The organism is Taibaiella lutea, assembly GCF_008629695.1.
Taxonomy (GTDB): domain Bacteria; phylum Bacteroidota; class Bacteroidia; order Chitinophagales; family Chitinophagaceae; genus Taibaiella; species Taibaiella lutea.
Window position 1 is genome coordinate 299,986 of sequence record NZ_VWSH01000004.1, and the last position, 26,582, is coordinate 326,567.

The 26,582-nt window shown below is 40.7% G+C and carries 23 protein-coding genes; 13 read left to right on the plus strand and 10 right to left on the minus strand.

Annotated elements, in window-relative coordinates; translation table 11 throughout:
- Positions 1-101 precede the first annotated feature (101 nt).
- The 3 genes from F0919_RS16195 to F0919_RS16205 all read left to right on the plus strand — a co-directional run bounded on the left by F0919_RS16195 (position 102) and on the right by F0919_RS16205 (position 2,578).
- On the plus strand, positions 102-704 hold the full coding sequence (locus F0919_RS16195) for a hypothetical protein (protein ID WP_150033836.1): 603 nt from the start codon (positions 102-104) through the stop codon (positions 702-704).
- A 103-nt stretch (positions 705-807) separates the two neighbouring features.
- The gene (gene bufB / locus F0919_RS16200; RefSeq protein WP_150033837.1) at positions 808-1,746 is read left to right on the plus strand and encodes an MNIO family bufferin maturase; all 939 of its coding nucleotides are present in this window, start codon (positions 808-810) and stop codon (positions 1,744-1,746) included.
- Positions 1,747-1,753: 7 nt separating this feature from the next.
- A complete protein-coding gene (locus F0919_RS16205) occupies positions 1,754-2,578 on the plus strand; it encodes an HvfC/BufC N-terminal domain-containing protein (RefSeq protein WP_150033838.1) in 825 nt (274 codons plus the stop codon).
- 68 nt (positions 2,579-2,646) lie between these two features.
- Here the strand turns inward: F0919_RS16205 and F0919_RS16210 are convergent, their stop codons facing one another.
- The 6 genes from F0919_RS16210 to F0919_RS16235 all read right to left on the minus strand — a co-directional run bounded on the left by F0919_RS16210 (position 2,647) and on the right by F0919_RS16235 (position 9,110).
- On the minus strand, positions 2,647-2,889 hold the full coding sequence (locus F0919_RS16210; RefSeq protein WP_150033839.1) for a hypothetical protein: 243 nt from the start codon (positions 2,887-2,889) through the stop codon (positions 2,647-2,649).
- Between the two features lie 37 nt (positions 2,890-2,926).
- A complete protein-coding gene (locus tag F0919_RS16215; protein WP_150033840.1) occupies positions 2,927-4,312 on the minus strand; it encodes an alginate export family protein in 1,386 nt (461 codons plus the stop codon).
- A gap of 61 nt (positions 4,313-4,373) precedes the next feature.
- Complete coding sequence (locus F0919_RS16220; RefSeq protein ID WP_150033841.1) at positions 4,374-5,405, minus strand: MBL fold metallo-hydrolase; 1,032 nt, start codon at positions 5,403-5,405, stop codon at positions 4,374-4,376.
- Positions 5,406-5,438: 33 nt separating this feature from the next.
- A complete protein-coding gene (locus F0919_RS16225; protein WP_150033842.1) occupies positions 5,439-7,205 on the minus strand; it encodes an amidohydrolase in 1,767 nt (588 codons plus the stop codon).
- 55 nt (positions 7,206-7,260) lie between these two features.
- A complete protein-coding gene (locus F0919_RS16230; RefSeq protein ID WP_235903533.1) occupies positions 7,261-8,253 on the minus strand; it encodes an alpha/beta fold hydrolase in 993 nt (330 codons plus the stop codon).
- A gap of 65 nt (positions 8,254-8,318) precedes the next feature.
- Positions 8,319-9,110, minus strand: coding sequence for an alpha/beta hydrolase (locus tag F0919_RS16235; protein ID WP_150033843.1), 792 nt, complete (start codon positions 9,108-9,110; stop codon positions 8,319-8,321).
- A gap of 271 nt (positions 9,111-9,381) precedes the next feature.
- Here F0919_RS16235 and F0919_RS16240 point away from each other — a divergent pair, with 271 nt between their 5' ends.
- Together F0919_RS16240 and F0919_RS16245 are read left to right on the plus strand one after the other, a co-directional pair.
- Positions 9,382-11,628: a sensor histidine kinase gene (locus F0919_RS16240; protein WP_150033844.1), complete on the plus strand. Its 2,247-nt coding sequence runs from the start codon at positions 9,382-9,384 to the stop codon at positions 11,626-11,628.
- Between the two features lie 66 nt (positions 11,629-11,694).
- Positions 11,695-13,641, plus strand: coding sequence for a sigma 54-interacting response regulator (locus F0919_RS16245; protein WP_150033845.1), 1,947 nt, complete (start codon positions 11,695-11,697; stop codon positions 13,639-13,641).
- An 86-nt stretch (positions 13,642-13,727) separates the two neighbouring features.
- Here F0919_RS16245 and F0919_RS16250 read toward each other — a convergent pair whose 3' ends face one another.
- Entirely contained in the window at positions 13,728-16,037 is a 2,310-nt protein-coding gene (locus tag F0919_RS16250; RefSeq protein WP_150033846.1) for a T9SS type B sorting domain-containing protein, read from the minus strand.
- Between the two features lie 558 nt (positions 16,038-16,595).
- Between F0919_RS16250 and F0919_RS16255 the strand changes: the two genes are divergently transcribed.
- The 3 genes from F0919_RS16255 (at position 16,596) to F0919_RS16265 (ending at position 19,083) form a co-directional block, all read left to right on the plus strand.
- Entirely contained in the window at positions 16,596-17,480 is an 885-nt protein-coding gene (locus F0919_RS16255; RefSeq protein WP_150033847.1) for an SDR family oxidoreductase, read from the plus strand.
- Positions 17,481-17,504: 24 nt separating this feature from the next.
- Positions 17,505-18,368: a non-homologous end joining protein Ku gene (gene ku, locus F0919_RS16260; protein WP_150033848.1), complete on the plus strand. Its 864-nt coding sequence runs from the start codon at positions 17,505-17,507 to the stop codon at positions 18,366-18,368.
- A gap of 160 nt (positions 18,369-18,528) precedes the next feature.
- Entirely contained in the window at positions 18,529-19,083 is a 555-nt protein-coding gene (locus tag F0919_RS16265; protein WP_190277418.1) for a GtrA family protein, read from the plus strand.
- A gap of 80 nt (positions 19,084-19,163) precedes the next feature.
- Here the strand turns inward: F0919_RS16265 and pyrF are convergent, their stop codons facing one another.
- A complete protein-coding gene (gene pyrF, locus F0919_RS16270; protein WP_150033850.1) occupies positions 19,164-19,967 on the minus strand; it encodes an orotidine-5'-phosphate decarboxylase in 804 nt (267 codons plus the stop codon).
- Positions 19,968-20,170: 203 nt separating this feature from the next.
- Here pyrF and F0919_RS16275 point away from each other — a divergent pair, with 203 nt between their 5' ends.
- The 3 genes from F0919_RS16275 to atpC all read left to right on the plus strand — a co-directional run bounded on the left by F0919_RS16275 (position 20,171) and on the right by atpC (position 22,517).
- The gene (locus tag F0919_RS16275; RefSeq protein ID WP_150033851.1) at positions 20,171-20,485 is read left to right on the plus strand and encodes an HPF/RaiA family ribosome-associated protein; all 315 of its coding nucleotides are present in this window, start codon (positions 20,171-20,173) and stop codon (positions 20,483-20,485) included.
- A gap of 185 nt (positions 20,486-20,670) precedes the next feature.
- Positions 20,671-22,179 (plus strand): F0F1 ATP synthase subunit beta, encoded by a 1,509-nt coding sequence (gene atpD, locus F0919_RS16280; RefSeq protein ID WP_150033852.1) that lies wholly within the window; start codon positions 20,671-20,673, stop codon positions 22,177-22,179.
- An 80-nt stretch (positions 22,180-22,259) separates the two neighbouring features.
- Positions 22,260-22,517, plus strand: coding sequence for an ATP synthase F1 subunit epsilon (gene atpC / locus F0919_RS16285; protein ID WP_150033853.1), 258 nt, complete (start codon positions 22,260-22,262; stop codon positions 22,515-22,517).
- A 166-nt stretch (positions 22,518-22,683) separates the two neighbouring features.
- On the opposite strand, the gene F0919_RS16290 is transcribed toward atpC, so the two are convergent.
- On the minus strand, positions 22,684-23,619 hold the full coding sequence (locus tag F0919_RS16290) for an Omp28-related outer membrane protein (RefSeq protein ID WP_150033854.1): 936 nt from the start codon (positions 23,617-23,619) through the stop codon (positions 22,684-22,686).
- Positions 23,620-23,849: 230 nt separating this feature from the next.
- Positions 23,850-24,800 carry an Omp28-related outer membrane protein gene (locus F0919_RS16295; RefSeq protein ID WP_150033855.1) on the minus strand — a complete coding sequence of 317 codons (951 nt, stop codon included), beginning with the start codon at positions 24,798-24,800 and terminating at the stop codon, positions 23,850-23,852.
- Between the two features lie 107 nt (positions 24,801-24,907).
- Here F0919_RS16295 and rbfA point away from each other — a divergent pair, with 107 nt between their 5' ends.
- Both rbfA and F0919_RS16305 read left to right on the plus strand, forming a co-directional pair.
- Positions 24,908-25,264 (plus strand): 30S ribosome-binding factor RbfA, encoded by a 357-nt coding sequence (rbfA, locus tag F0919_RS16300; RefSeq protein WP_150033856.1) that lies wholly within the window; start codon positions 24,908-24,910, stop codon positions 25,262-25,264.
- Positions 25,265-25,303: 39 nt separating this feature from the next.
- The gene (locus F0919_RS16305; protein WP_150033857.1) at positions 25,304-26,530 is read left to right on the plus strand and encodes an FtsX-like permease family protein; all 1,227 of its coding nucleotides are present in this window, start codon (positions 25,304-25,306) and stop codon (positions 26,528-26,530) included.
- The last annotated feature ends 52 nt before the right edge of the window (positions 26,531-26,582 follow it).

Here is a 26,582-nt window from a genome sequence, read left to right on the forward strand (position 1 = left end):
AAATGAAAGTACAGCTTTGCGTAGATATTTATTTAAGCCAAATCCATTCACTATTGACAATTCACGATTCACCAATTTAAACACCATCAAAAAACTATATCATGTCAGCTTTAAAATATTCTTCTGAACTATCTATGTGCGGAGGCCCGGCACCCGCTCCGGCTCCTGCACCAACTCCCGGCACTGCCGCTTCAAGTCCGGGTACGCCTTCTGTTGAACTGCATGTCTGCATGGGACTGAATGCATGCAAGGGGCATGACCGTTTCGGAACCAATAATTGTGCCGGAACAGGTTATTGCGCCACGGCGGAGCAGCATAACTGCCAGACATTGAACAATTGCCGCGGGCAAGGCGGCTGTGGTCTTTACGGCGATATAGAAGCGCAGAAAAATCCGGGCAATAATGAATGTGCATGGCAGGGAAGCTGTGCCGTACCTATTCAGGCGGAACGTTTCAGGACATTAGGGCCCGATAAGGGAACCAGTGTCTGGCTACAGGCGCGTGCGTTATTTGAAGACAGAATGCGGAAAGCAAAAAGGACTGTCGGCCCTGCTCCGTTCAAATGCGGTCCGCCACAGAACTGGCTTGTGTCGGTTTTGGGTTCTTATGATTCCTGTGGTAACAGTGGTAATAAAGTTTGCTCTTTCGGGTTTAACAATCCTGCAGATAATGCAAAAAGACTATGTGAAGGCAAGAAGGAATAAACATTTGTTGAATGGTTTTATGGTTGAATTGTTTTGTTATACTGTAATAGTTGAACAGCCATTTAACCATAAAACCATTTATCTATTAAAAAACAACCCATAAATGCCATCCGTAAGCAATTATAGACAACAAATAGCAAACATGACAAACCCCGGTTTAGGCCTGGGGTTAAGGAGTAAGCATTTTAATTATATTCTTGAACATAATCCTCCTGTCAATTGGTTTGAAGCGATCTCCGAAAACTTTATGGATTCGGGAGGCAGGCCACACTATGTTTTAAGGCAGGTGGCAGAAAAGTATCCGGTTGTGCTGCATGGCGTTTCTCTTTCTATAGGCAGTACCGATGCATTGAACAAAGAATACCTGAGCAAGCTGAAGCAACTGGCAGCGGAGGTAAACCCGTTATGGGTAAGCGACCATCTGTGCTGGACGGGGGTGAACAGCCTGAATGCACATGACTTGCTTCCTGTGGTATTAAATGAAGTGTCATTGAAACATATTTGTGACAGGATAAAGGAGGTGCAGGATTATATGGAAAGGCCTATGGTCTTTGAAAATCCAAGCACTTACCTCACTTTTAAGCAATCAACTATTGCAGAATATGATTTCCTGCGTTATATGGTTGAAGAAACGGGTTGTGGTTTATTGCTGGATGTAAACAATGTATATGTTTCGGGCTTCAATAACGATTTTGACCCGGTACATTATATCCGCCAATTGCCGTATGAAAGTATTGTACAAATGCATCTGGCAGGACACCAGCATTGCGGGACACATATTATTGATACCCACGACAGGCAGGTGGCACAAGATGTATGGAACCTTTTTGCGTTGGCCTGGGAACTGACGGGCGGGGTGGCAACGCTTCTGGAATGGGACGGCAATATACCCGACTTTGAAACCTGCCATGAAGAGTTGCTGAAGGCAAAACAGTACATGAACCATAATTTCCAGGCAGCACCTATTACAGTGCAACAAGAATATGAGGAAGAAGCTGTATCCAATCCGGTAAATTTTTTAGTGAATGAAATCAGGTTGTAAATAATAGATGGGTACTGAAAATTTTTCCCTGGACGAATTGCAGCAATGGATGCAGGGTATGCTGATATACCATGTTCCGGTGGAAAGCAATTTTGGAACGAATGCCGGGGCTCCGGTTGAAGATATTGTAAATGCTTCACAACGTTTGAGTGCCGTAAGCCATCTGGACATTTACAGATATAGCTATATTGCAAGGCTGCGTTCCTGTATGCAAAGCCAGTTCAGCGCCCTGACGTATGCTTTGGGTAATGAGCTTTTTCAGCTATTTGCCGATCAGTATTTGGATACCTATCCATCGGAAAGCTATTCACTTAATACGCTTGGGCAACATTTTTCATCTTTTCTGGAAGAGACAAGACCTGATAAGGAAGCAAAAGAGAGCTGGCCTGATTTTATGATTGAATTGGCAGGCTTTGAATACACTTTGTCGGTTATTTTCGATGAATATGCCATTGATACCAACACTGCAGCCACTATTGATACGCCCGATAACATGCTTGTCTTACATCCGGTATTTCATCTGCTTAGTCACCGGTTCCCTATTTGCAATTATTATCTGGAATTCAGTCAGGGGAAGGAGCCTGAACTGCCTTTTCCGGAAGAAAGCTATTGCGCTGTAATTCGCCTGAATTATAAGCTGGGCCTGTTCAGTATCCGTGCAGCCCAATACTTTTTCCTGAAAAGAATGCAGGAAACCCATTCGTTTGAAAAGGCAAAAACAATGCTTATTAACGAGAAAGGTATTCCGCAAACCGAATTCGACAGAGTATGGCCTGAATGGAAAATGAACTTTATCGCTTCGGGATTTTTCATTGAACAGCCGGGTACTTAATGACTACTATATAAGTTAGCGATGAGTTCAAACCCATCGCTATTATGTTTCAACCTTTCTCATTCAAATTATGTCATTTCAGGCTTAACGGGTTCAAAAGGCACTTCAAAGCTGAGCGACTTCTTTTTGGCATAAGAATAAGTAATAGCGGCAATGTAATTTGTATTTACACTAAAAGTGGTGATGTCATGGACCTTTATCTCTTCATGATGCTCATTTTTATAAATGCTTTTGATATAGTCGTTTACCTGGGTTTCCAATTCATTCAGATCCGGATTTGAAAAGGTTTTGTACGCTGTTTTGTGTGACATTTTGTAAAATTTAAAAGATTATTGAAAGATATTGATGCTAAAATCTGATTTGTGCTGTTACGCCTGCGAATAGAATGTCTCTTCCTGCAGTAACATCTTTTAAATAGGCCTCGGTTTTGAACCAGGTAAACTCTGCGCGGAAATAGAGAAAAGGATTGGGCATATATACAAACTCTGAAGATAGCTGCCTGCCTATATTTCTATTGGAACTATTTTTGCCGGAATACATCAGTGAAGTGTTAGGTGCATAAATACCATCATTCAGGCTATATCTCCAGAATATGTCATAGTCTATATTCCAGTCGAGCCTTGGCGTCAGTTCAAAACTCAGAGAAGGGTGAAAGTCAATCAGGTTAGAAGGACCGATAAGCGCTGCCAGGCCAAAGTAAGCGCCTCTTGGAAACATAGGGTTGAATGTCTGTAAAGCATTATCACCGTAATTTTTATCACCGCTTATAAGTTCTGTCTTGAGGCCTATTTCCGGCTTATACTTTATAGGTGTGAATTCATAAGCCAAATTTGCAGAAGTAGTCCAGGCGCTTATCTTGTTATTATTATCGCCGAAGTTGCCAAACTGGTATAATGCCTCTATGTCGTACTTAAACGCATGTTGTTTTCCGAAAATACGTGTACCGGCAGAATGCCTTAATTCCCGTCCGCTTCCGTCATCAAAGCTTGCTTTCCTTCGCCACAATCCGAGATAATAGACATCTATGTTTTGTAATACCGGAATTTTGTTGAGGGTAAGATAGCTGCCCCAGAATTGTACATCCTTATTCCATCCGTCATCAAAGATGCCTTTCTTAGCAGCAACGTAATGGCTGTAAAAAAGATCCAGCTTATATTTTGTGTTTATTACACTTACTTTGGCGGCATCAAAAGACTGCCTGTTATTGGGGCCGTCTCTTACGGCGATAAGCCTTTGTGAACCATAGGAAAGCTCCTGCCGCCCTAAGCGGAATATCAGCTTCGTTTCTGAGTTCACACCTGTCCTATAATCTATAAAAGCCTGATGCAGGTCCAGGGGATTTTCATCTACCGGACTTGTAGAAACTTTCCCGTTTGCCATGCTGCCCTGAATCTGAAGGAATGCCCTGAAATGCTTGCCTGTATGTATATCCGTATGAAGTAAATACCTTGACAGCACATATCCGTCTTTGTCTTCCGGTTCATCTCCCCAACCATCGTTTTTTGCATAGAAATACTGTAACCGAAGCTCCCCTCCCAGACTGACATAGACATTACCATCGGATGACAAGGGGTTATATTTTGCATTCGGATACCAACCGTTGTTGCTGCTGTCTTTCTTTAAGATACTGTAATCCTCCTCATAACGAAGCGGCTTAAATGACGGGAATTGCTGTGCCATTGCCGTATATAACATCCCGCTTATCAAAGCTGCCAGAATAATAATCCGTTTCATTATAATAACTTTATTGAAAATAAAATAGTGCTGCTTTTTTCGATCATAGCGTGAGATCCTGTTAGTCAGGCTTTTTCATGCTGTTCGCCTTTATATCTTTATAGGCATTTGGCAAATTGAAGTTGTAATGAAGCCAGTGAAAAAGCTCATATCCTTTGTCAAATTCTTTCATAGTAACAGATGTCTGCGTCTGCTCCAATGTCTGTCCTTTATTTACAGCTTCTTTAACTTGTTCACTTAAAGCATTCACATAATCAATGGTGTATTTAATGCCTGCCTTATCTGTAATCTTTCCATGACCGGGAATAATGACATCATAATCATCGAGCATATTGTAAATCTTTACAAGGTTCTTTTGCGGTTCCAGGAAATAACCGTCGAATAACCAGGGAATAGCAGGACTGTCACCGATAAAAGGATTGCCTACCCAGACCACTCTTTTTGCAGGAGTAGATACGAACACAAAAAGATCGGCCGGAGACTGTGCGGTGCCCGTATTGATAAACTCAACGGTGTTTCCTTTTCCCATATCCAGTTTCAGGCTCTGGTCCTTTGGTATGGCAATATCTGCGGCACGGTATTTCACATCTTCAATACCGCGGTTCTTGCCAAACAGCATTATCATAAACTGTTTGATATTATCAAAATTCTTTGCAAGGTTATCTTTACAAAATTCATTTTGGATAATAACAGTTTCTTTGGGCAGCAGATAATTTCCAAAGCAATGATCGCCATGATCACTTGTGTTGACGGCATATATTACCGGTTTTTGAGTGACGCTTCTTACCAGGGCATATAATTGATCGTATAATCTTTTGTCCAGCATCGTTTCAATCAGTAGCACGCCCTTATCTCCGATAATAAAGCCTGCAGTGGTAGCTTGCGGTATTCCTTTGCTTGTTTCCGTTTCTGCTGTTTCGGGCAAGACAGCATATACTTCATTGGTGATTTTATGCAGCTTAAGTGTGATTTTATTTGCATCCCAGATGGGAACATGAGGGGGCATAGGCATCTGTGCATGTAATGGTTGCAAAGACCAGATCATGAATAAGCTTGCCAGTAAAGAGGTAAGAATTGTTTTATAAATGTTCATAAATTTTGATTGAGTGGTTTAAAATGATTGTTGTCAGTTTTTTTGATAGCCTCCGTAATACTTTACCGGCGACCATTCGGGAATCGTTTCAGGAACTGGTGGATTAAGGGTTTTGTAAGGTCCGGCAGCATATACCACATGTCCGTTCAGGACCGTAAGTATAGATTCAATGCCTCTTATTTTGTCCGGCGGCAGCGAAAAATAATCATCAGACAAAATGCACAGGTCGGCATACATGCCACTTATCAGTTTTCCTTTTTCTTGTTCTTCTTCCGAACACCATGCGCTTCCGGAGGTGTACAGTTGCAATGCGGTGTATTTATCAAGAACCTGATCTTTAGGCCAGAACTGCATGCCACCGATGGTTTTACCTGTCAACAGCCAATGCAATGCCATCCAGGGGTTATAGGTCGATATCCTTGTAGCGTCAGTACCCATGCCTACAGGTATGCTCATAGCAAGCATTTTCTTTATGGGTGGCAATTGCGTGGTGGGTTGCCCATATAATTTCTGGTACAACTCTCCTTGAAAATACATTCTGAATTGTACGGCTATTCCGCCTCCCAGAGCTTTTACCCTTGCCAGTTCACTATCGGTAATTGTTTCTGCATGGTCGAAGAACCAATGCAAACCGTTAAAGGGTATTTCCTTGTTTACTTTTTCAAATACTGTAAGCATGCGGTCAATAGATTCTCCGTAAGTGGCATGAAGCCTGAATGCCCAACGATTCTTTACTAATAGGCGGATGATAGGTTCCAGGTCGGTTTCCATACTGTCCGACAATACTATCCTCGGTTCCAGAAAGTTCTCGAAGTCTGCAGCGGAGGCAACCAGGTTTTCACCGGCTCCTTCAGGTATATATCCATTTGGTACCATCATGAGCTCATTCTTCTTTAGTTTGACATCTCCAATCCATTTTTCATAATCCTGAAATTCTTTTCCTTTCTGCTGGGCAAAAAGATAATAGGCTTTACGTACGGTAAGTTTACCTTCCTGTGCAAGCGTTAAAGAAGTACTGTAATCCGAAGGGAAATTCTGTCCGCCTCCTGCCGCATCTACGACACTTGTAATACCGAACCTGTTTAGTTCGCGGTCAAAGTTCAGGGTACTGTTTTTACGCTCCTCTTCTGTCAGTCTGGTAGTGAGTGCAAGCGTTGTATAGATTGCCTTGGGGGTTTGCTTGGCATACATAATACCGGTCAGTTTCCCGTTTTTGTCTGTCTCCAAAAGGCTGCCTTCATATTTTGTATCCTTTGTATAGCCTAATGTCTCAATGCCTTTTTTATTCAGAAAAGCTTTGCCATACAAGTAAGTAATGAATACAGGTTTATCCGGCACAGCTTCGTTGATCTCTTCAATAGTAGGCTGCCTCTTTTCTTCAAATTGAAATTCATTCCAGCCACCAACTACTTTAATCCATACGCCAGGCGGTGTTCTTGCCGCTTGTTCCTTCAGCATCTGTAATGCCCGCTTCAGCGATGTAACACCATCCCATCTCAGTTCGGCATTATAGTTCAGTCCTTCACGAATGACGTGCATGTGGCTGTCGTTTAATCCGGGGATAACCGTTTTGTTTCCGGCATCTATTATATTTGTTTTAGCATCTTCATAAGCAGAACGTATATGCTTTGTCGTTCCGGTTGCAAGGATAATCCCGTCTTTTATGGCAATAGCTTCAGCAAATTCTCCTTGTTTATTCATTGTTGCTATTTTTGCATGATAAATAATCAGGTCCGCCTTTTGTTGGGCATTAACGCTGAAACTATAAAGGATTAGCAGCGTAAAAAATAACTTGTTCATGTTTTTAGTTTGTAATGTTTAAGGAGAAGAACCATTCTATTTTTAGAATATCGACTTATTCAGCAGCGAAAAAGTCCAATAGGTCTTTCTGAACCTGTGCTGTATTTTCCTGCACAATCCAGTGTCCTGCGCCTTTTATATTGGAAGCCGAGACATGCTCTGCTACCAGCTTACAATGTGCTTCGAGAAATGCAGCGCCAAAATATTCACCGCCCATCGCCAATACAGGCATTTTCAATTTATGTTTCATGAACTCTTTGTTGTCTGCGGCGTCCTGTTCAAACGCTCCGAACCAATGGAAAGCCCCGGTAGTAGCCCCTTTTACATGATAGGCTCTGATAAATTCATTTGCTTCTTCTTTTGTGAACGGGTCTTTTACATGTCCTACAACAGGCCAGAAATTGGTTAAGAATTCCCTTTCTTTCCCTGCAACAATTTCACCCGATGCTTTCCATCCAAAAAAGCCGAACCACCATGCAGATCCTTTAACCTGACTCCATACAGGTTCTATGCCCGGCAGTAAGGCATCCATCAATGCAAGTTTTTTAACTTCACTTCCATATTGGGCTGCATAGGCATAGGCAACCATCAGGCCGATATCGTGTCCGGCAAGATTGACTTGCTTATACCCCAATTCCTTGATCAGGCCATGAATGACAGAAGCCATTGTTTTCTTATCGTAACCGGTCTCTGGTTTCCCGGATTCACCAAGGCCGGGCAGGTCGGGCGCTATTACCGTATAATGTTTCGCAAATTCAGGTAATAGCCTGTTCCACATAAACCAATTTTGTCCGAAGCCATGAATCAGCACCAAGGGTTCTCCTTTACCGCCTATTACATAATGGATATTGACACCATTTACCGACGTTGTTGCGTGCTTGAATCCCGCAGGAGGGTCAGCAGGCTTTTCCTGTTCTGTCTGATGATTACCGCCCGGGTCTTTCGGTTTTGCTACAGAATTGCAGGCAGTAAAAGAGACAATGCAAACAGCAATCAATAGGCCTGTAATGAATTTTGTGTTTCGTAGCATAGAAGTAACTGGTTTCATAATTTGATTTGTTTAAAAGATTAAGTTTTTAGAAAAATGGCTGAATGCTTATGCCGGATCTTATTTTACCAATTGCTTTTAATGGTCTCCAGCCATTGCTGGATATAAGTTGCTATTTCCTGCCAGCCCGGCTGCCCCAAAACAAAATGATTGCGATCTGCAAACTCCTTGAAGTGTGTTACAGAACCATTATCACTATATTTTTTATAGTTGGAATAATTGAGGGAGGAAGGAATGGTATGATCACTTGAGCCGCTTATCAGGAGCAATGGGGCATGTGGCTTGTTGAAATCAATTTTGGCTACAGCTGTTATGGTGTCTCTTACCACCAGTTTAGATTCCGGTATAGCAAGGGCATATCCTTTTTCCTGCCATTCTTCCGGCATACCATTGGTGAATGCATATTTCCATTGTTTTAAGGTCATCATGAATGTTTTCTTTGTTGAAGTGAAGAAGCCCAAAGGCCCCCATCCTGCAATAAGGAAAGAAAGCTTGAATGTCATTATGCCTTGCGGCGGAACGGAATGAATGGCAATTGCCGCAGTTGCCAGATCTTTCTGAAGTAGCAACTGCGCTATAAGCCCGCCAATGGAATGCCCGATAATTACAGGTTTTTCCGGCAAGGCGTTAACGATTGCCTCAAAATGTGCAATCAATGCTGAGAGCCTAATAGATGCTATCTGCGGATCCGGATGCCGCGCCCTTAATAATGCAGCAGGTGCATCTTTATAAGGCCATGCCGGCGCATGTGTGGAGAAACCCTGTGCTTCAAAGAATGTACTCCATTCATTCCAACAGGTATGGCTTACGAATGCACCCGTTATAAACAGGATTGTTTTGGAGTTAGGTTTTTTCATTGTTTTTTTATTTGAAGTATATAAGTCCTGCCCCAAAATGCGTGCCAGAATTGGGTTGCGTTTGGTTTTCAATAGATTGTGCAGAGCGGGGCAGAACCGTTACAACGATATTTCGTCGGAATCACAATACCCGGCAACGTGATATAGTTGCCGCCACCTTTTCATTTTTTTTAGCGTCTTTTTTTAAGAATATATTCTGTATTTTCAATGCACTAACCAATTTAAAGCCGGCAGGCTAATCCTTCTTTCGTAAGTTTTTAAATGAGCAGCAATGATTAAAAGCACCTTTTTTATAGCGCTTTTTTCCTTTTGGAATATACACGTTGCTTTGGCTCAGGCTGAGTTCAAAACGGAGGCAGAGGTCAATAATGCGAAGCGGCAGGTTCAGCTTTTGCCTGTCAGTGATATGAAGGTCGGTTTGCTTTTAAAGCTGGCCGGATGGTATGTATTGCAAGACCGGAATACAGCGGCAGTACGGGAATCGGAACAATATGTAAACCAATCGTTGCGTATTTCGAACAAGCTTAAAGACAAGCATGCCATTGCGGCGGGCTATCTTCTATTGTCAAGAATTTGCCAGATCAGGCATAACTATAATAAAGGAATAGCCTATGCCACCGGCGCAGCAGCGCTTTTCGAATCATTGGGCGATAAAGACCAGGCAGGAGAAGCGTATGTGATGTCATGGTCCAATAATTCCCTCAATGGCATGCCCGCAAAAGACAGGATTTCTATTCTTCATAAAGCGGCAGCGGCATTTCATGTTGCAAACAATAAAAGCAGGGAAGGTGATTGTTTAAGGGAAGCGGGGGATTTATACCAGGTCATGACACAGTATCAACTTTCATTAAATGATTTAAGGGCTGCTTTGAAACTTTATCAGGAGAGCGGATATAAATCGTTACAAGGGGTGTACGATTTACTGGGAACCGTTTCTGCGCATATAGGTAATTATAACGACGGGGTGAAGTATGGGCTTATGGCCATTAAGTCAGCCGAGATGCTTGGCGATACGAGTTTGTCTCTTTGTACTTATTACAACAGGCTTGGCCTGGCATACTCCGCTTTAAAAGATATGCCGCATGCAGGAAAATATTTTGACAAAGCATTGGTTATTGCAAACAAATACAATGATACGGGTAGTATTTATACAGTGTCTTATAATATCTCGCTTGTGCTGCTCTGGTCTAAAAAACCAAAGGAATCACTGGATAATATAAACAGATTGATTAAAAAATATCCGGGTTTTGAAAAAGAAGAGCAGCCTGCAATAGCGAGTCTGATGTTGCCCATATACCAGGATCTGAAGCTGTATAATAAAGCTGCAGTTTATTGCACCATATTGGAAAATTCTATTAATAAAGATTCCGGCAACATGACTTTTTATTCCAGGGCAATAGCCAAGATCATTTCTTTTTATATAGAGACGGGAAACTTACAAAAGGCTTCGTTTTATGTAAAAGCTTATGCCGCATACACCGGAAAGGAAAGCATGGGAGGCTCCAGAATGAATTATAATATGCTTCAATTCAGGGTGGATTCTGCGATGGGAAATTATTTATCTGCCATCAGGCATTATCAGATTTATGCCGGCATCAAGGATTCGTTGTTAGGGGAAACAAAAAGCCTGCAGATAAATCAATTGAATATTGAATACGAAACGGACAGGAAAGATAAAGATATATTATTGCTCAGGCAAGGAGCAGCATTGCAAAAAAACAATTTAAGACATGTAACATTGATCAGGAACATAACTTTTGCCGGTGTGTTTTTATTGATCATTATTCTTTTCTTATTGTTCAACGGATTCCGCAGAAAACAAAAAACAAATAACCTTTTACAAAGGCAGCAGAAAGAGATACATGATAAAAATAATGACCTGCAAAAGCTCGTAACAGAAAAAGAATGGCTTATAAAGGAAATACATCACCGTGTGAAAAATAACCTGCACATGGTAGTAGGACTGCTGGCCAGCCAGACCGAATTTTTAAAAGGAAGGGAGGCTTTGTCTGCCATTACCGATAGTCAGAACAGGGTTTACGCCATGTCGCTTATTCATCAGAAACTTTATCAGACTGAAGAGTTGTCTTCTACGGACATGCCATCTTATATTTTTGACCTTACCGAATACCTGAAAGGATGTTTTGATCAGGCATCGGAAATAGCATTCAGGTTAAATATCGCTCCCGTTGAATTTTCACTGGCATATTCCGTACCGATTGGCCTTATTATAAATGAAGCTGTAACCAATGCTATTAAGTATGCTTTCCCCACAGGTAAAGGTATTATTGAAATAGGTTTGCAGCCTGTAAATGATTCCCGCTTCATGTTGTATATACAGGACAATGGTAAGGGCCTACCGGATGATTTCGATTTCAGGAAATGCTCTTCACTGGGCCTTACACTGATAGAAGGACTCAGTACCGATATTGAAGGCAGTTTTAATTTAAGCAGCAGGAACGGAACAAGAGTTGAGATTGAATTTATGGATGAGGTGTCGAGGAATGAAATGCACTAATCCGTCATTATTGTGAAGGATTGGGTGAGATTAAAATTTACATACCATTTTAATATTCATTTGAAAATGAATCGTAAAGATAAAATACTGATTGTAGAAGATCAGTTTGTTGAAGCAAACCATCTGCGTATCATGCTTAAGAATGCTGAATATGAAGTACAGAGTATTGCCCGTTCGGTTGCAGAAGCAAAGAAAGCAATTACAGTGCAGAAGCCGGATATGGTTTTGCTTGACATCCAGCTTGTAGGAAAAGAAACAGGTATCGATCTTGCCAAATATCTCCGGCAGGAGAATATAGGGTTTATCTACTTATCGGCCAATTCAAACGAAGAGATTCTCAATGCTGCCAAAGAAACGCATCCATTGGGTTTTCTGGTAAAACCCTTTCGTGAAAAGGATCTTTTAGTAACGCTGGAGATTGCAAAGTACCATCAGGAACATGGTTTGGAATCGTCTTTAAGAAAAGAGACATTCTTTCAAAAGCAACTGAAAGAGCTGGAATTTCATTCACGGAACCGGAATGAATCCATGTTTAAAATCATACAATCATTACAGTCGTTGCTTCCATACGACTTTGCCATTGCCGTGCCTAAAAACAATAACAATAAGATTCAGGATGTAATCGGATTTTTACGAATCGGTTTTAATGAATACCAGACCATCGGCTTTGATGCATTTCAAATGATTACCAACCTGAAAACGCATGAGCTTCAATCCTACTTTGAAAACGTAATTGCAGACAAAGGTGTCATGCTGTATAACGGCAAAGATTTTCAATCAATCTGTAAAGTGTCGGGGATGAAAAATGCGGTTGCAAAGTATTTTGACATGGCATCAAACCTGACCCTGCCCGTTCCGTTGCCCGGCAGCGGTCAAACCACTTTTTTCTTCACCTTCTTTAGCCGGAAAGCATTCGGATTTAATGAAGAGCATGTCCATCTCTGCGAACGCCTGCAATATCCGTTGGTAAATGCTATCGGCAATTTATTAAAGGATATAGCATCTGCTCCTTTATTGAAATCTGATGCAGCATCTGCACATCATCCGGAAATAACGGATGGCTTTAACGGCATTATCGGCAGAAGTGCGCCGTTGCTCAAGGTCTTCGATTATATTACGCAAGTAGCTTCTGCAGATACAACGGTACTCATAACGGGCGAAAGCGGTACAGGCAAAGAACGGATTGCGGAAAGTATCCATGAAATGTCCGGCAGAAAAAACGGCCCCATGATTAAGCTGAACTGCGCTGCCTTGCCGTCCAACCTTATCGAATCAGAACTTTTCGGTCATGAAAAAGGTTCTTTTACAGGAGCAACGGAACGCAGGGTGGGGAGGTTTGAACAAGCAAATAACGGTACTTTGTTTCTGGATGAAATCGGCGAGATGGGGCTGGACATGCAATCGAAATTACTACGGGTGTTGCAGGAAAAGGAAATGGAGCGTGTGGGTGGCTCCGTGTCAATTAAAGTAAATGTCAGAATCATTGCTGCAACTAATCGCAACCTGGAGAAGGAAGTGGCTGAAGGCCGCTTCAGGCTTGATCTTTATTACAGGATAAATGTGTTTCCGATACAGCTTCCTCCGCTTCGTGACCGTAAAGAAGATTTGATATTACTTGTCAGGCATTTTATAAAACAGTATAATAAAAGAACGGGAAAGGATATTAAACATGTATCAGATACAGCATTGCAAAGCCTTATGGCCTATCATTGGCCTGGCAATATACGGGAGCTGGAAAACCTTATAGAACGCAGCATCCTTCTCTCCAAAAGCGATGTAATTGAAGACATTCCATTACCGGCCATAAAAGATATTAAAACGAAATTGCAGGATGAAGACTGGTACGTAAAGACAATTGAAGAAAATGAAAGGGAGCATATACTTGCAGTATTGAATAAGTGTATGGGAAGAATAAGAGGCTCCGGCGGCGCTGCTGAGATATTAGGTGTACCGCCGACTACACTGGCTTCAAAAATGAAGAAGTTAGGTATCAAAAGAGCATTCAGTATATGATGCAACGAAGACAAAATATAACACTTCCTGCACAAAGAACTCTTTACCGGAAAATGGTGGCGGATGCAATATTGAACTGGCAGAACTTATTTCATTAGTATTACATCGCCTTTCAGGCTTTGCTTTTGTAAGGCATCTGTGTATTCCATATACCAATAGTAAGTACCCATATCTGCGAGCCTGCCATTGGAATAATGACCGTCCCAGCCTTTTAATGCGGCACTGCCATTGGCGCTCCATATTTTGTTGCCCCAGCGGTCATAAACAGCAAAACGCTGAATAGCAATATCGCTGCCCCAGATAACCGGCGCAAAAAAGTCGTTTAGCCCGTCAGCATTGGGACTAAAAGCATTGGGGAAATGCAGCAGCGGTTTTACTGGAATAGTAATAGTGGCTGTGTCGGTACAATGATATGTTGATGATTGCCCTGTTGCAATATAAGTTCTGGTAGTATCAGCCTGCAATGCCTGGCTTAAAGCTTGTTGCTGAGGAAAAAGGCTTTCGGGGAACCATGCCGAAACAGTATATGGTTCTGTTGCAGACGTCTGCAGCTGTATGTTTTCTTTAAAATCCGGAAAATCTTTATCTGCACTAAGCTGCAGGTTAAATTCACGGATATGAATACTTGCCGTGGCCGTATCCGAACAGGAAGCATTTGTTGCTACTAACATTACTTCATAGGTGCCGGACTGATTATATATATGTTCCGGTGTCGCACCTGTTTCTTGTCCCGCATCGCCGAAATACCATTGAAGCAGGGTATAAGGAGCTGTAGTTGTACTTGTATAAACAACAGGTTCTCCAACGCAAAAAAGATTGCCGCTTTCAAAGGAAGCATGGGGAGCAGGCAATAAGGGTATATTCAGTTGTAAAACAGTATCGCATCCGTCAGTTGTAGCGATCTTTAAACTGTAATTGCCATCCATAATAGCAGACAACTGAAAACCTGCATTACCATAGTATTCAGTCAGTAAATTACCTGCAGCGTCACTCCATGAATAATGGTAAGTAGTGGTATCTCCGGCTTGCTGGCTGAAAGCTATGCTGCCATTCTGCTGCCCGTCGCAGTTGCCTTTCAGGAGGCTAAGTTGCGGAAATAAGGGTTTGGGCAGTATCAGGAAAGTATCGGTAAAATAACTGCACAGATAATGGTACCTCAATACATAGGTGCCGGGTTGTGCTACCGTCCGCGATGATGATGTGCTGCCGTTGTTCCACACGTAATCTATACCCGAATTAAAAGGTGATAATACAACGCTGTCGGCACAAAGATGCCTTATATACCGGTTGCTTATAGAATCGCGCCTGAAGGAAACATTGTAATTAGGCAGCCCGTAAACATCTATCGAATCCAGTTGCAGCGCATTGGCATTGAACTGGCAGGCCGCGCCTGCAAGATTTGGGTAATCAATGCTCGACACTATATCCGATGCCAGATGGGGAATATAAATCTTTCCGTCAGGGGCAATACGTATTGCTGCCGCCATCATACTTGAAACAGACACCACAGAATTCTGAATAGCTGTTATGGTGGGTTGTGTTATATCAAACTGCTTTATACCGTTACCGATAGACGCGGTATATAGTTTGGTATTGTCAGGAGAAAAAGAAAGGCCGTAATAGGAATCGGGGTAAGGGCTTGTGGTGGAAGGTACAAACCTTGGATTGGAAACCAGCCCCGTTGTTGCATCAAAATCGTATAGCTCAAAAGCAGTCTGCACCGCAGCTGCCATTTTGGTGCGATCAGGTGAAATTACAAGATAGCCGTATATGTAATTTCCCGCCGAACCGCTGCCTACAGCGGATATTACGGGTACAGGATTAAGCCCTGCGGCAGTAATATGAAATGCTTTGTATTGCATATACGCAGATCGTAACATTAGCCAGGCATCACAATTATTGCCTGCGGCTACTGTCATCTTTTCCGTCATATAGCTGTCCACAAGGATGGTTTTTTGCGAAGGTATCACATCGCCGAAACCACTATTGAGCGACATGTCCACAATACTGTAATACAATTTCGCGTCTTCAACATTGCCATCCCGGAGAGAAAAAACGTAATACTTACTATCACTACCCGGCATTTTAACAATAGCGGCCTGTTGCGTAGTGGTGGGAGTACCACCCAACACAGGCATAATGCCTGCACCATTGGGCATTATCTGATGGTTCCGGTCCCATATATCAATGCCTTGAGTGTAGAATAGCAATTGGCCGTTTTCATCGCATATAGAAGCGGTGCCTTCATAGCCTGTTATGGCTGTCGTTATAGCGGAGGGTGGAGTAGTATTGAAATTTATGCCCGCATGAGTTCCGAAGACCCATACTTTGTCATCATTTTGCGAAAAGGCACAAAAGGAGCATGCAATAAAAAAAAGCAGTATAAAATGTTTCATCGTGGCGGTCTATTGGCAATGAATTGCAATATAAGTATTTTATTGCATTTATGTTACGGTAGCTTATGATGAAATGCGCTGTTATCAATAACAATTATATCATTACAAGGCTATGAAATAACTTATTCACACAAAAAGATTAACTTATTTGAGAATATAATTCATTTATTTGAGAATTAAATTAATTTATTTGATAATTTAATTAACTTATTTGATACTAAAACTGACAGACTTGTTAATTTAATTCACTTATTTGACAATTATTTTAACTTATTTGACAATTAAATTCATTTATTTGTTAATAAAATTCATTTATTTGAGAATAAAAGTATCATATTGATTAATTATAGCAGCTTATCAGGTTAACAATGCCTGATATTCCTATGTTTTTTATCTCATTTAATAATGGTTTGAGATCATTGCTTTATGGGATGGATACTGATGTTGCCATTGGTTTTATTAATGAAATTATAAAGTGTATTTCCCTCAACAACCCTTTCCTATAGATGCTTGTTGTAATATTTAACACTGATCATCATTTCATTCAAATACAGCCGTATGAAAACGAAACATTCAACTATAAAATATCCAAAGCCGCCTTTTACCAATCAGCGGAAAATCGCCGTTCCGGGCACGGAAAAGGAGATGAATCCTAAAGTTAACCACGGCGAAAAAACATATAAAGGCAACGACAGGCTTAAAGACAAAGTGGCTATCATTACCGGTGCGGATTCCGGTATCGGCAGGGCGGTTGCCATTGCTTATGCAAGGGAAGGCGCTGATGTAGTGGTATGTTACGGATACAGGATTGAAGAAGAGGATGCACGGGAAACGGCGAAATGGGTAAAACAGGCAGGACGCAAGGCATTACTTATTGAAAGCGATATCCGGTCGGAAGACAATTGCAGGGAAATAATAGATGCCGCCATGAAGGAGTTCGGTAAAATTGATATACTGATCAATAATGCGGCTTATCAAATGGCGCATTTGTCTTTACAGGAAATTACGACAGAGGATTTGAAACATACATTTGAAACAAATGTCTTTGGCATGTTCTATTTATGCAAGGCCGCAGAAAAGCATTTGAAACCCGGCAGCTGCATCATCAATACAGCCTCGGTAAATTCTTACGATCCTAATGTGATTTTACTGGATTATGCCGCTACAAAGGGTGCTATTCAGAATTTCACCGCCAATCTTGCACAGATGTATGCAGAGCAGGGTACAGGCGTAAGAGTTAATGCTATTGCGCCCGGGCCTGTATGGACACCATTGATTCCTTCTACCATGCCTAATGCCAAACATTTCGGTAAAAAATATCCTTTGAAGCGTCCTGCACAACCTGCCGAGCTTGCACCTGCTTATGTATTTCTTGCCTGCAGTGAATGCAGTTATGTTTCCGGTGCAACTATTCCTGTAACAGGCGGTAAGGTCGCCTTCTGATTGTTTATGCTAAAAAATTAAATTATGGCAAGGTCGTTATGGACAGGTACAATAGCTTTCGGGCTTGTAAATATCAACGTAAAATTGTTCAGCGCTATCCAGGATTCTTCTCTGGATTTTGATATGCTGGACGAAAAAGACAAGCAGCGCATCCGTTATAAAAGAGTAAACGAAAAGACGGATAAGGAGGTGAAGTGGGAAAAGATTGTGAAAGGTTACAAATTAAATGATAGTTATGTAATTCTCGACCAGAAAGACTTTGAAAGCGCTGCAGCCGAAAAGAGCAAACAGATTAATATCACTTCTTTTGTAAAGGAAGATGAAATTGATACGATTTTCTATGAAACTTTTTATTACCTGGAGCCGGGAAAGACGGATAGTAAGCCATATGCTTTACTTAGGGATGCCATGATAAAAACGAAAATGGTGGGCATGGGTTCCTTTGTAATGCGGAACAAAGAAGTGCTTTGTGTTATCAAGGTTTTTAAAAATGCATTGATACTTTGCAAAATTCATTTTGAGGAAGAGATAAGGCCATTGGATGATTACAAGATTCCTGCCGCAAGCTATAAGGTAAGCCCTGCGGAAATAAAAATGGCAACATCTTTGATAGATGCCATGCAGGCCGATTTTGACATCAGCAGCTTCAAGGATGAATACACGGAAAACCTGCTGAAACTTATAAAACGAAAAGCTAAGGGCAAAAAATATGAAGCGCCTAAACCGGTGGAACGCAAATTACCGGGTGATGTTTCTACTTTGCTGGATCAATTAAAGGCAAGCCTTGCGGGTTCTTCAACGAAAACAAAAGCCGCTGCGCCGGTAAAGAAAACGGTTAAGAAAGCCATATCAAAAACAGCCGTCAAACGCAGGCGTAAAAAGGTATAATTGGTTTATTTATTTAAACTGAAAATAAAAGTCACACTATGTTGTGGCAGTAAAAGTTTGCCGGTTTTGTTAACGGGCAAACTTTTTATTTAAAAGTAAAATATAGTCCCGTAGAAATATATCATTTTCATTAAATTTGCGGCCTCGTGAAACTTTCTTTGTGAAACACTATTCTAAAAGCCGCAAAATAGCATTCGTTAGAGATACCATTATTGGTATCATTGATTTTTTTTACCCCCTGGCTAAGAGGTGGGTACCTGTGCAGACATTCAGGTATATAGCCTGCGGCGGAAGTGTAACGGTATTGGGTTTACTGGTTTATTTTTTAAGCTATAATTATTTGTTCAAAACTGAATTCATTTACGTTGACGGCATTCAGGTAAACAGGTATATTGCTGCTTATATTGTGTCTTTTTGCGTCAGCTTTCCGATAGGTTTTTTTCTGAGCAAATTTGTAGTTTTTCAGGAGTCGCATTTAAAAGGAAGGGTGCAATTATTCAGGTTTGCAACTTTACAGGGCATCAATATCGGGCTGAATTATGTATTGCTTCACTTTTTTGCCGGTTTTTGCGGTTTCTGGGCAACACCATCCCAAACATTGACAACTGCATTACTGGCCGTTTTCAGTTATTTCTTTCAAAGACATATTTCGTTCCGTACAAAGAAAGACCCGGAGATTGTCGGTATTCCTGCAATTGAAGAAGAAAAAGGGTAATTGTATTTTTATTTCTATTGAATTATCATAAAAAAGGAACCACTATAAATGGTTCCTTTGCTGTTTTGATTTGAAGAAGCTTATTTAAAATAGGGCTTCATTTGCGCTCCGTATCCGGCGGCGGCCTTAGCAGCCTGTTCGGCAAATTCCATTCCGTTGCCCGCAAAAATAATGGCGCGGCTTACGTTTACCAAAATGCTAACATCCTTATTCATGGCAGTTTTTGCAACTGTATCCATATCTCCGCCTTGTGCGCCGACGCCCGGTATCAGTAAGAAATGATCAGGAATCAATTGACGTACTCTTTCCAGTTGGTCTTTTTGTGTTGCACCGATTACAAACATGGTATTGTCAACACTTCCCCAGGATGCGACTGTTGTCAGTACCTTCTCATACAAAAGACCGTCACCGCTTGGCTGCAACTGAAAATCATGGCTGCCTTTATTACTGGTCAACCCCAGCACGATAGCCCATTTATTCGGAAATTGCAGGAAAGGTTCTACACTGTCTTTACCCATATAAGGCGCTACCGTAACGCTGTCGTAAGGATAAGTGTCAAAGAATGTTTTGGCATATTGCTCTGCCGTATTCCCTATGTCGCCACGTTTTGCGTCGGCAATGGTAAAAATATCCTTAGGGATGTAATCCAGTGTTTTACCCATGCTTATCCAGCCTTTCAGGCCTTGTGCTTCGTAGAATGCGGTATTGATTTTATAAGCTACGGTATGGTCTTTTGTAGCATCAATAATGGCTTTGTTGAATTCGAAAACCGGATCGTCGGTTGCAAAAAGATGGGTTGGTATTTTGGTAATATCTGTATCAAGACCGACACAAAGGAATGACTTTTTCTTGCGGATCTGTTCAATGAGCGTTTGTCTGTTCATGGGTGCAAAAATAAGAAAGGATTGCCTTTTTATCGAAATTAGATTTTATCATTTCCTTACTTTCTCTACGAAAGCTAAACAATAGCCAACAATTACAAGCTAATAGACGTTATCTTTGTTAACTGCCGTAATATATATAACTTGTGTCCGGTTTAAATTATGTAACTTCAAGACATTCTATACTATAAATTTTCAAAAAACGTATGACGATCCAATTAAATGCAGATAAAAATCTGGTAATTCACGAAGCTTTCGGAGCAGAACTGAGAGAATTATTATCAAAGGAATTAAGCCATTTCAGTGAGCATATCACAAGACTGGAAGTACACCTCTCCGATAAAAACGGAAGAAAAATAGGACCGAATGACAAAAGATGCATGCTGGAAGCAAGAATAGAAAGCAAACAACCTATTGCTGTCTCAGCCGATGGCAATACCCATGAGATATCCGTAAAGGCAGCCAGCGACAAATTAAAGCATGCTTTGGATTCTATTATGGGAAAAGCACAAAATCATTAAACAAGTCAACGGGCCTATCAATAATTATTTGTTATCAAAATATCGGTTGAATGAAATGATAAGTTAAAGCGAAAAAAATATTGCTTTTTTAAAAGCTTTTTTTATATCATTTCCTTTTTTTGAGAATATCTCTTACCTTTGCAGCCGAATTGAAAATCTCTTTATAAAAAAATCTAATTTTTGATATGCCTAACGTTGGTAAAATCAAGCAAATCATCGGCCCTGTTGTGGACGTGCATTTCTCTTCAGACAGTAAATTACCTGAAATTTACAACGCTCTTGAGTTAACTCGCGAAAATGGTGAAAAGTTAGTACTTGAAGTACAACAACACCTTGGTGAAGATAGCGTACGTTGCGTGGCGATGGATGGTACAGAAGGTTTGGTTCGCGGATTGACTGTAACAGATACAGGAAAAGCAATTGCGATGCCTACCGGTGCTCAGATCTATGGTCGTTTATTCAATGTAACCGGTGATGCGATTGACGGTTTACCTCAGCCTGATAAGACTGCAAATACGCGTCCTATTCATGCTAAGCCACCAAAATTTGACGAATTAAGCACTTCAACTGAAATCCTTTTCACAGGTATTAAAGTTATCGATTTGATTGAGCCTTATGCAAAAGGTGGTAAAATCGGTTTGTTCGGTGGTGCAGGTGTTGGTAAAACGGTATTGATTCAGGAATTGATTAACAATATTGCAAAAGGACACGGTGGTCTTTCTGTATTTGCCGGTGTGGGTGAGCGTACCCGTGAAGGTAATGACTTGATGCGTGAGATGATTGAAGCAGGTATTGTAAAATACGGCGAAAAATTCATGCATTCTATGGAAGAAGGCGGATGGGATTTGAATGCAGTTGATTTGGAAGGTTTGAAAGATTCAAAAGCAACTTTCGTATTCGGTCAGATGAACGAACCTCCTGGAGCCCGTGCCCGTGTTGCTTTATCAGGTTTGACTATGGCGGAATATTTCCGTGATGGTGACGGTACAGGAAAAGGTAAGGACATCTTGTTCTTCGTAGATAATATCTTCCGTTTCACTCAGGCAGGTTCTGAAGTATCTGCATTGTTGGGTCGTATGCCATCAGCGGTGGGTTACCAACCAACATTGGCTACTGAAATGGGTTTGATGCAGGAACGTATCACTTCCACCAAATCAGGTTCTATTACTTCCGTACAGGCGGTTTACGTACCTGCGGATGATTTGACGGATCCGGCTCCTGCAACTACATTTGCTCACCTGGATGCTACTACGGTATTGTCGCGTAAAATTGCGGATTTGGGTATCTATCCTGCGGTGGATCCATTGGATTCTACTTCCCGTATCCTTACCCCGATTGTAGTAGGTGAAGCGCATTACAATTGTGCGGATAGAGTTAAATTGATTCTTCAACGTTATAAAGAATTACAAGATATCATCGCTATCCTTGGTATGGATGAATTGAGCGAAGAAGATAAATTGACAGTATCCCGTGCCCGTCGTGTACAACGTTTCTTGTCACAACCATTCCACGTAGCAGAGCAATTTACAGGTCTTCAAGGTGTATTGGTTCCGATAGAAGAAACTATCCGTGGTTTCAATATGATTATGGACGGTGAAGTAGATGAGTATCCAGAAGCGGCATTCAACCTGGTAGGTACTATCGACGATGCTATTGCGAAAGGTAAAAAATTGATGGAGCAAGCTAAAAACTAATTTGATATTTTGGTGATGATTTATTTCATCAAATCAAAAATCATCAAATCGGCTAATCATCAATCATCAAATTAAACAAAATGCAATTAGAAATATTAACACCCGAGCATAAAGTTTTCAGTGGCAATGTCTATGGCGTTCAGTTACCGGGCGTACAAGGTTCTTTTGAAATTCTTCAGAACCACGCACCTATGGTAGCAGCATTAGGCAAAGGTTCTATGAAGATTTTAAAAGATAAAGCAAGCACGGAAGTTTACAACATTACCGGCGGGTTCGTAGAAACATTGAACAATAAAACAACTGTTTTATTAGAAGGAGCTGAATCGGTATCTTACTAATTATTCTACGTATTTAATGACATAAAGAGAGTCCATTGCGATAAGCAATGGACTCTCTTCTTTTATATGATTAATCTTATTTTTCCAGTTCTTTTATTGATTACTGATTTAGCTTCTTACTTATAAAAATCCTATTGCTCTTGCAATGGGATTTTCAATTATAATACTATTCACCTTTCAGTTTTGCATCCTGTACTTGCATAACATGAATATCGGCTGAATTGTCCGCAACAGCAACAAACGCTGTAACATGCATGTCTTTTGCAACCCAATATTTTTGTGAAGCATCACTTGCAGGATCAATAACAATAGATGTTTTGTATTCATAAACCCAACCTGCTGATTTTGTAGATGAAATAAGTTTGCCTTTAACCGGATCTGTCAAGGCTTTACGAAACACGTGATTAAACACATAATTTGTATCTACGTTGTGTCCCCCCGGAAATAACTGAGCGTCAATGATACTGTCTTGCGAAAGGAAGATATGTAACGCATTCTGCTCCGTAACAGCCTCCGTATATTTCACTTTGGCTACAATATCATACCTGTTTTTTTCACTATTGAATGTAGAGGATAGATATATGTTTACAGGAGTCGTTTTGTATTTATCTTTGTCTGCTATAATTGCAGCACTCCAGCCACCCTTTCCTTCATTATAAAGTTTGTTGGGATTGCTGCCAACACTAAGTGGGGCACGATCAAAGATAGCAGAAGGTTTTCCTTCGCTTGTGCCCCATACTTCTGTAAATATACGTTTACCGTCATCTGTTCTGAAATCTTGCTTGCTGACCCCATCAATAGGGATACAAAAAGTTCCGGTTATTGCTGTGTGAAAAGCAATAATGCTTAATTCACCGGGATAAGTAGTTGTATTTAATTTATGTAATTCTTCTGCTCCGTCAGGACAATTAGGGCACTGGGCGCCTGTTAATTCTTCAACATATATCCGTCTTTGCTGTACAACCATGGTATCAGGCGCTTCGTAATAAGATGTGTCCGAACTGTTACCATCATCTGTTGTCACACCAATTGGTGCCAAAGTTTCTTTACAGGATGCAAAAAGCATTGAAGCCAGGCCAATGTATAAAAGTGTTTTTTTCATTTTTTTAATTCAATAATATATTACAATCAAAGTTAAGGGATATTCCATTAATACATTTTTAATCTTTAAACCGTTAAAAGTGCGATTTTTGATGTTTTTAATATTCCATTGAATATAATGTGATGTCGTTTTTTGGTCAAAGAAAAGATGAAAAATTAGTATTGCTATTGTACAATATAAAAGAAGCCATTGCGATGTGCAATGGCTTCTTTTATATTGACTTCTCTGTATTATTCACCTTTAAGCTTTGTATCTTTTACCTGCATAACATGGATGTCGGCCGAGTTGTCAGCAACAGCAACGAAGGCTGTAACATGCATTTGGTCAGCATTCCAATATTTTTGAACCGCATCATTAGGATCAATTGTAACGGAGGTTCTGTACTCATAGACTAAACCTGCATTTTTTGTTGCCATATCAGGTAAAATTATTTTACCTGTTACTGCATTGGTTAAAGCCTTACGGAATACATGATTGAACACATAGTCATTTTTAACATTATGCTCACCAGGCAATAACTGCGCATCCACAATGCTATCCTGAGAAAGGAAGACATGCAATGCACTTGCTTTAGTGACTGCTTCTGTATATTTTACTTTGACTACAATATCATACCTGCTTTTTTCACTGTTAAAAGTAGAAGTGATGTACATATTAACAGGAGTAGCAGGATATAGGGTTTTATCTTTTTCAATAGCAGGTTCCCATGTTCCTTTTCCGTTATTATACATTCTGTTTGCATCATTATTTACTGTTGTAAGGCCTTTAATTCTATCTATGACGGTGCATGGCTTTGCATCGCCCGGGCCCCAGACGTTTTGCCATATTTGGTCACCGTCTGTCGTTCTGAAGTCTTGTTTGCTGGTTTCTTGTTTGGTTATGTCTCCAATAGGAGCGGTAAAACTTGTACCTGCATGAAAAGCAATAATGCTTAATTGGTTGGGATAATTTACAGTACTTAGGGTATGAAGCTCTTCAGCTCCCGCAGGACAGTTAACGCAGGTAACTCCGGTCAGTTCTTCTATATAAATACGCCTTGCTTCTGCAGGTTCAACAGGCTCTGTATAGGTAAGGAATGTATCCTGAGATGAACTACCCACAACAATAGGTTGTAGTGTTTCTTTACAGGATGCTGCAAAAAGCATAGAGGCCGCGGCCGTGTATAAAAGCGTTTTTTTCATTTCTAAATTCAATAATATATTATGGTCAAAGTTAAGGAAATATTCCTTTGTTACATCTTTTTCTTTGAGGTTATAAAAGCGTAATTTTAGCGCTTCAAATATTTTTTATGGAAGAAAGCAAACGTCAGAAGCAAGTAGCAAGATTGATTCAGGAGGAAATAACACCGATTTTTCAGAAACATGGTTTAAATATGATACAAGGTGGAATGGTTTCCATCTCAAAAATAATGGTTACGCCCGATCTTCTGGAAGCGCGTATTCACCTCAGCTTTTTTAAAATCACAGATACAAAAGCAGTCATGAGTCTGATTAAGGAAAAAATGGGAGAACTTCGCAGGGACCTTGGTAATAAGCTGCGTCATCAGTTACGCCGCATTCCTGAATTGCAGTTTTTTGAAGACGACACATTAGACCATGTTTCCAAGATTGAAGATTTGTTGAATAAAATAAAGAATGAACAGTAAACTCAATTTGAAAATCACTGTTCACCTTCATAAAACATAATGAATCCTGCCTTCAAAATTGCCTGGCGATATTTTCGTGGAAAAAAATCGGCACAGGCCATTAATATAATTTCGTGGATTAGTATTGTTGCCATTGCTGTTTCATCTGCGGCAATGGTTATCCTTTTCTCCGTTTTTAATGGGCTGGAAGGCACAGTTAAAGACATGTATGCTGCTTTTTATCCTGAAATAAAGGTTTCGTCTGTCAAAGGGAAATTCTTTCAGGTTTCAGATGCACAGAAAAACGAAATCAGTAAAATTTCAGGAATCAGACATGCCGCATACAGTATTGAAGACATGGTTTTGTTTGAAGGAAATAAAGAACAAAAGGTAGGTACATTAAAAGGTGTGGATGATGCCTGGTTTGATGTTTGCGGGCTGGATACATTTATGATAGACGGTAAGGCTACCTGGGAGAACAGTGGTGGCTATACTCCGTCGCTTATAGGACTGGGCGTTGAGGCCGCTTTAGGTATCGATATCAATAACGCTTTTTCAGGAGTGAAGGTATTTTATCCGAAAGCAGGAGCCAGCATTACAGAGAATCCGGAGGAGGTAATGAATAATATTGTCGTTAAGCCCAAAGGAACATTCAAAATTCAGGTTGAGTTTGATGATCAGTACGTATTAGTGCCGCTGAATGCCGCTCAATATTTATTCAACAAGGTGAATCAGATTTCATCTGTCGAAATAAAACTGAATAGCCAGAAAGATGAGGATGCTGTTAAAGAAGGGCTTGAAAAGATTTTTGGCTCAAAAGTAAATATCGAAAACAGGTTTGAACAGAATAAAACCTTTTTCATGATTATGCATGGCGAAAAATGGGCGGTGTATGTAATCCTTCTTATGGTGTTGCTGATAGCAGCTTTCAATATGATAGGCTCTTTATCCATGGTAGTTTTGGAAAAGAAAAATGATATTGTCATCCTGCGTTCTATGGGTGCTGACAAAAACATGATTCGGGCCGTATTTCTTTATGAAGGCATTTTACAGGCAATTGTCGGTGGCATTATCGGTATTGTTTTTGGCTCTTTGGTTTGCCTGAGCCAGATGTATTTTGGCTGGTTTCCTTTACCGGAAGGTTTCATTATAGATTCTTATCCTGTTTCTTTGCAAATCACAGATATAATGTTGGTTTTGGCTAATACCGCAGTGGTAGGCTTTCTGGCAGCATGGTACCCTTCCCTGAAAGCTGCAAGACAAGCTGTTTTTGTGAGAGAAGACTAATGTAATAATTCCGGCAAGATGCAATTTCAATTATCCTTCAATATAAAACGGT

Bases quoted from the DNA above. Each gene is read 5' to 3' on its own strand.
- F0919_RS16245 (WP_150033845.1), top strand. From the start codon at position 11,695: ATGAATCGTAAAGATAAAATACTGATTGTAGAAGATCAGTTTGTTGAA.
- F0919_RS16305 (WP_150033857.1), top strand. From the start codon at position 25,304: ATGAATCCTGCCTTCAAAATTGCCTGGCGATATTTTCGTGGAAAAAAA.
- F0919_RS16205 (WP_150033838.1), top strand. From the start codon at position 1,754: ATGGGTACTGAAAATTTTTCCCTGGACGAATTGCAGCAATGGATGCAG.
- rbfA (WP_150033856.1), top strand. From the start codon at position 24,908: ATGGAAGAAAGCAAACGTCAGAAGCAAGTAGCAAGATTGATTCAGGAG.
- F0919_RS16225 (WP_150033842.1), bottom strand. From the start codon at position 7,205: ATGAACAAGTTATTTTTTACGCTGCTAATCCTTTATAGTTTCAGCGTT.
- bufB (WP_150033837.1), top strand. From the start codon at position 808: ATGCCATCCGTAAGCAATTATAGACAACAAATAGCAAACATGACAAAC.
- F0919_RS16295 (WP_150033855.1), bottom strand. From the start codon at position 24,800: ATGAAAAAAACGCTTTTATACACGGCCGCGGCCTCTATGCTTTTTGCA.
- F0919_RS16215 (WP_150033840.1), bottom strand. From the start codon at position 4,312: ATGAAACGGATTATTATTCTGGCAGCTTTGATAAGCGGGATGTTATAT.
- atpD (WP_150033852.1), top strand. From the start codon at position 20,671: ATGCCTAACGTTGGTAAAATCAAGCAAATCATCGGCCCTGTTGTGGAC.
- F0919_RS16195 (WP_150033836.1), top strand. From the start codon at position 102: ATGTCAGCTTTAAAATATTCTTCTGAACTATCTATGTGCGGAGGCCCG.
- F0919_RS16250 (WP_150033846.1), bottom strand. From the start codon at position 16,037: ATGAAACATTTTATACTGCTTTTTTTTATTGCATGCTCCTTTTGTGCC.
- F0919_RS16220 (WP_150033841.1), bottom strand. From the start codon at position 5,405: ATGAACATTTATAAAACAATTCTTACCTCTTTACTGGCAAGCTTATTC.
- F0919_RS16230 (WP_235903533.1), bottom strand. From the start codon at position 8,253: ATGAAACCAGTTACTTCTATGCTACGAAACACAAAATTCATTACAGGC.
- F0919_RS16275 (WP_150033851.1), top strand. From the start codon at position 20,171: ATGACGATCCAATTAAATGCAGATAAAAATCTGGTAATTCACGAAGCT.
- ku (WP_150033848.1), top strand. From the start codon at position 17,505: ATGGCAAGGTCGTTATGGACAGGTACAATAGCTTTCGGGCTTGTAAAT.
- F0919_RS16235 (WP_150033843.1), bottom strand. From the start codon at position 9,110: ATGAAAAAACCTAACTCCAAAACAATCCTGTTTATAACGGGTGCATTC.
- F0919_RS16210 (WP_150033839.1), bottom strand. From the start codon at position 2,889: ATGTCACACAAAACAGCGTACAAAACCTTTTCAAATCCGGATCTGAAT.
- F0919_RS16240 (WP_150033844.1), top strand. From the start codon at position 9,382: ATGATTAAAAGCACCTTTTTTATAGCGCTTTTTTCCTTTTGGAATATA.
- atpC (WP_150033853.1), top strand. From the start codon at position 22,260: ATGCAATTAGAAATATTAACACCCGAGCATAAAGTTTTCAGTGGCAAT.
- F0919_RS16290 (WP_150033854.1), bottom strand. From the start codon at position 23,619: ATGAAAAAAACACTTTTATACATTGGCCTGGCTTCAATGCTTTTTGCA.
- pyrF (WP_150033850.1), bottom strand. From the start codon at position 19,967: ATGAACAGACAAACGCTCATTGAACAGATCCGCAAGAAAAAGTCATTC.
- F0919_RS16255 (WP_150033847.1), top strand. From the start codon at position 16,596: ATGAAAACGAAACATTCAACTATAAAATATCCAAAGCCGCCTTTTACC.